Origin of the sequence: Alcanivorax sp., assembly GCF_014762765.1 — a bacterium.
In the GTDB taxonomy this organism is placed as follows: Bacteria; Pseudomonadota; Gammaproteobacteria; order Pseudomonadales; family Alcanivoracaceae; genus Alcanivorax.
Window position 1 is genome coordinate 1 of sequence record NZ_JABURH010000057.1, and the last position, 4,775, is coordinate 4,775.

The following is a 4,775-nucleotide window of genomic DNA, read 5'->3' on the forward strand; positions in this document are numbered from 1 at the left end:
GATGCTCCCAGGTCCAGGCATCGTTGAGCTGGTATTTCTCGAACGAATCCATGGAACTAACCAGCAAGCCGGCACTACCGGAGGGGCGCAGGCGCATATCCACTTCGTACAGCTGGCCGCTCATGGTGCGGGTGGACAGAATATGAATGATGCGTTGGCCCAGGCGGGCATAGAACTGTTCGTTGGCCACCGGCTTGTCGCCATCGGTCATGCCGCTACTGGCCGCATCGTGCAGAAACACCAGGTCCAGATCGGAGTTGTGCCCCAGCTCGATGCCGCCCAGCTTGCCGTAACCCGCCACCACAAAATCCGGGTTGCAGGGCTGGCCGTCGATGCGCGAGGGACGACCATGGCGTTCCACCAGCGGCTCCCAGGCCAGCATCACTACCTGGTTGAGAATGCTTTCCGCCAGCCAGGTGAGGTAGTCACTGACCTTCATCAGTGGCAGCACCTCGGTGACTTCCGAGGCCGCCACCCGCAGCAGATGAGCCTGCTTGAAGTTACGCAGCACCTCCATCTGCTGTTCCAGATCATCCTCGGCCACCCGCAGCAGCTGCTGGCGCAGCTCGTCATCCAGCTCCGCCCGCTCCGGCGGCGAATAGAGAGTGCGCACGTCCAGCAGCTCATCCAGCAGCACCGGATGCAGGGTAAGGCGCTCGGCGATCCAGGGGCTGGCTCCGGACAGTTTCACCAACTGGGTCAGGGCGCTGGGGTTTTCCACCAACAGGGCAATGTAGGCGCTACGGCGTAGCACCGCCTCCACAAAAGCCAGCAGTCGTACTACGGTGGTTTCCCCGTGACCCTGGTAACCCAGGGCCTCCAGCAGCAGGGGCATCAGCCGGTCCAGCCGCTCGCGACCGATCGCCTGCATGTTCTGCACCGAGCGGCTCTCGCGGAAATCATTCAAATGGGCGTAGACCTTGTCGCCCTCCTGCACGCCGATGGCTTCCAGTTGAGCCACGGCCTGGGCCTCATCCAGCTCGCCCAGCCACAGATCCAGCAGCTCCTGATCGGCGCCCTGGGCGGCGTCGGTTTCCTGTTCCGGGTCGGCGATCACCTGGCTGAAATGATGACGCACGCTTTCCCGGTAACGCCGCAACTTGCGCTCGAAGGCGGCGCGGGCGGAGAAGCCCATGGCAAAAGTCAGACGCTGCCAGCCCAGCTCGTCGTCAGGCAGGCGCTGGGTCTGCTTATCCGCAATCCCCTGCAGTCGATGCTCCACATCCCGCAGGAACAGATAGGCTTCGGTGAGCTCCTCGGCCACGTCCTCCGGCAGCAACTCCAGCTCCACCAGTTGCGGCAGCACCTTGATCAGATTCGGTTCCCGCAGGGCCGGCAACTGGCCGCCACGGATCAACTGGAAGGCCTGGACGATAAATTCCACTTCTCGGATGCCACCGGCGCCCAGTTTCACATCCGCCTGCATGCCCTTGCGGTTCACTTCCCGTTCGATCAGGGATTTCATCTCGCGCAGGGAATGGAAGGCGCCGTAGTCGATATAGCGGCGATAGACGAAGGGGTTGAGCCGCTTGATCAGGCGTTTGCCGGCCTGCAGATCACCACCCACCGGACGCATCTTGATCAGCGCATAGCGCTCCCACTCACGGCCCTGGGTTTCGTAATACCCTTCCATGGCGTCGAAACCGATGGCCAGCACACCACTCTTGCCCCAGGGCCGCAGGCGCATGTCCACCCGGAATACGAAGCCATCCGCGGTGGGCTGGTCCAGGGCCTTGATCAACTGCTGACCCAGGCGCACGAAAAACTGGTGGTGACTCAGGCTGCGCCGTTCGCCCTCGAGCTCCCCTTCATGCTCATAGGCAAAGATCAGGTCGATATCCGAGGACAGATTCAGCTCCCGCGCCCCCAGCTTGCCCATGGCCAGCACCACCAGCTGCACTGGCTTGCCATCCGGACCCATGGGGGTGCCGCTTTTCTCACAGGCCCAGCCGTGCAGCACAGCGAGCGCTTCCTGAATCAGGGTATCCGCCAGCAACGACAGATCCGCCACGGTGCTGTGGTAGTCCCCTATCCCGGCCAGATCCCGCCAGATGATGCGCACCATGTGCCGGTGACGCAGACGACGCAGGGCCCGCTTGAGCTCGTCCTCGTTGTGGCACACTGCCAGCAAGTCGCGCACGGTCTGCCGCAGGGAATCCTCTGCCAGAGGCTGGCTCGGGTCACTGTCCAGCAGCCACTGACCCAGGCCCGGATCACGCTGAAACTGTTGCGCCACATAGTCAGAGCCCGCCCACACCCGGGGCAGGTCATCAAGCAGGGCGTCGGGGATACGATGACCGGATTCCACAAAGTGCTGCCAGTGCTGGCTGACCAGCACCGACAATTCATCCGGCAGAGCGTGATATTGGGGTTCTTTCATGGGCGGCTATTGTTATACGGCGGGCTGCAAGCTACAAGCAGCAGATGCAAGCCTCAAGCTTCAAGCTGCAACACGGGGAACGGTCGGCAAGCCATTGTAACCTTGGTGCTTCGCGCTGAAATCAATGGCAATCAGCCAACTCTGAAGAGCCCATGCTAGCGACAGCGGGGCTTTCCCTTGCTCACGCCGACCGAAACCGTGCACGCCACATCGCCCGCAGCGACCAATAATCAGGGGCAATCATCGAGCATTCAGCGCGGAACCAGAGCGAACCAGATGGCACCACCTCCCTCCGCGCCTTGTACCTTGTAGCTTGAAACTTGCAGCTGATTCACCCCAGCAAAATATCCTGGGATGGCGTCACCCGCATCACCTCTTCAATGGTGGTCAGACCCTTGGCCACTTTCATGGCACCACTAATGCGCAGGGGCTTCATACCGTTCTTGAGGGCCTGGCGAGTCAGGGTTTCCAGTTCAGAGCCCCGGGAAATATGGTTTTTCAGGCTGGTGTTAAGGGGCATGGCTTCATACACCCCCATGCGCCCCAGGTAGCCGGTATCCCGACATTCCAGACAGCCCACCGGGCGGTAGAGCACTTCCGGCGGCTTCATCTTGAAGGGGCGCACCAGCTCCTCCCAGGCCTGCACATCGGTCTCCGTTGCCTCCTTGCAATGGGGGCAGAGGGTGCGAATCAGACGCTGGGCCATCACCCCGAGCACCGTGGCGCTGATCATGTAGGGCGGCACGCCCAGATCCACCAGACGGGTAATGGAAGATGGGGCATCGTTGGTGTGCAGGGTGGACAGCACCAGGTGACCGGTCAGCGCCGCCTGGATCGCCATGTCCGCCGTGGCCAGGTCGCGGATCTCGCCGATCATGATGATATCCGGGTCCTGGCGCAGCATGGCCTTGACCCCCTGGGCAAAACTCACGTCGATATTGGCCTGCACCTGCATCTGGTTGAAGCTGGGCTCCACCATTTCGATGGGATCCTCAATGGTGCAGACATTCACCTCGCTGGTGGCCAGCTGCTTGAGGGTGGAATACAGGGTGGTGGTCTTGCCTGAACCGGTGGGCCCGGTGACGAAGATGATCCCGTGGGGATGGGACGTCATGCGCTGCCAGGCCTGGTAATCCTCGGTAGTAAAACCCATCTGCTCGAAGCTGCGCACCAGCACATCCGGGTCGAACACCCGCATCACCATCTTTTCCCCGAAGGCGGTGGGCAGGGTGGAGATACGCAATTCGATCTCGTCCCCTTCCGGGGACTTGGTCTTCAAGCGACCATCCTGGGGCTTGCGTTTTTCCGCCACATTCAGGCGGCTGAGAATCTTCAACCGGCTGGTCACCGCCGCCATGATCGCCGCCGGCAGTTCGTAGACATCGTGCAGCACGCCATCGATCCGGAAACGCATCTTGCCGGTCTCCCGGCGGGGCTCCAGGTGGATATCGCTGGCCCGCTGGGAAAACGCGTACTGCAGAATCCAGTCCACGATATTGACGATGTGCTGGTCGTCCGCGTCGTGATGCCCCTTACCCACTTCCAGCAACTGCTCGAAGTTGGTAATACCGGACATTTCCTGGCCGGTGTTGCCGGAAGCCCCGGCGATGGAACGGCTCAGGTTGTAGAATTCAACGCGGTAACGGCGCAGCTGCTCCGGATTGGCCAGCACCACCTCCAGCTCCCGATCACGCAGCACCTGCTTGAGGTGGGCCTGCCAGTCGCGCACAAAGGGCTGATCGCAGGCCACCACCACCTTGTCCCGCAGCACCTCCACCGCCACGATGCCGTGACGTTCGGCAAAGGCGTAGCTCATCACATTGGTCACCTGGTCCACATGCACCTTGAGTGGATCAATGTGACACACCGGCATACCCGCCTTTTCTCCCAGCCAGTGGGTCAGGAAGTCCACATCCAGCAACTGGTGGGTATTGGTCCGATCGGTGAGCCGGTACTTGGCCAGCACCTGGATCGGATGCCAGTTCAGTTCCTTCTTTTCCCGCGGCGTGGTGGAAATGACATTGAAGTCTTCCTGACTGACACGCCCTTCTTCCAGCAACTCGCGCATCAGCCAGCGCACATCAATCAGCAGACCATCCAGTTTGGCGGGGTTGGCAGTGGCGTTCACGGAAACTCTCCGGGTCGTGGGCGGGCAGAGCCGCCTGTCTCATTATTTTGTAGTACTGTAACGATAACAGGTAAACCCTGACAGCCCCGACGCCTTTGACTATACTCGCGGCCAGCTTCATGACACATCCGTGACAGACGCACGGTCGTGCCATGACCCGAGCTCCTCTCCCTATGGGCGACGCCCCGGGAAAGTGGGACACTGATTTCTACCTGACTCTGGATCCGAGGCGCCTATGTCCTTTGGAAGCTCCATTGCCGGCCTGTT

General features: G+C 61.2%; 2 protein-coding genes. Both read right to left on the bottom strand.

Going from position 1 to position 4,775, the window contains the following annotated elements:
• A partial coding sequence (glnE, locus tag HUJ17_RS02070; RefSeq protein ID WP_290509130.1) for a bifunctional [glutamate--ammonia ligase]-adenylyl-L-tyrosine phosphorylase/[glutamate--ammonia-ligase] adenylyltransferase occupies positions 1 to 2,380 on the bottom strand: 2,380 nt, incomplete at its 3' end.
• A 331-nt stretch (positions 2,381 to 2,711) separates the two neighbouring features.
• On the bottom strand, positions 2,712 to 4,448 hold the full coding sequence (locus tag HUJ17_RS02075) for a GspE/PulE family protein (protein ID WP_290509131.1): 1,737 nt from the start codon (positions 4,446 to 4,448) through the stop codon (positions 2,712 to 2,714).
• Positions 4,449 to 4,775 lie beyond the last annotated feature (327 nt).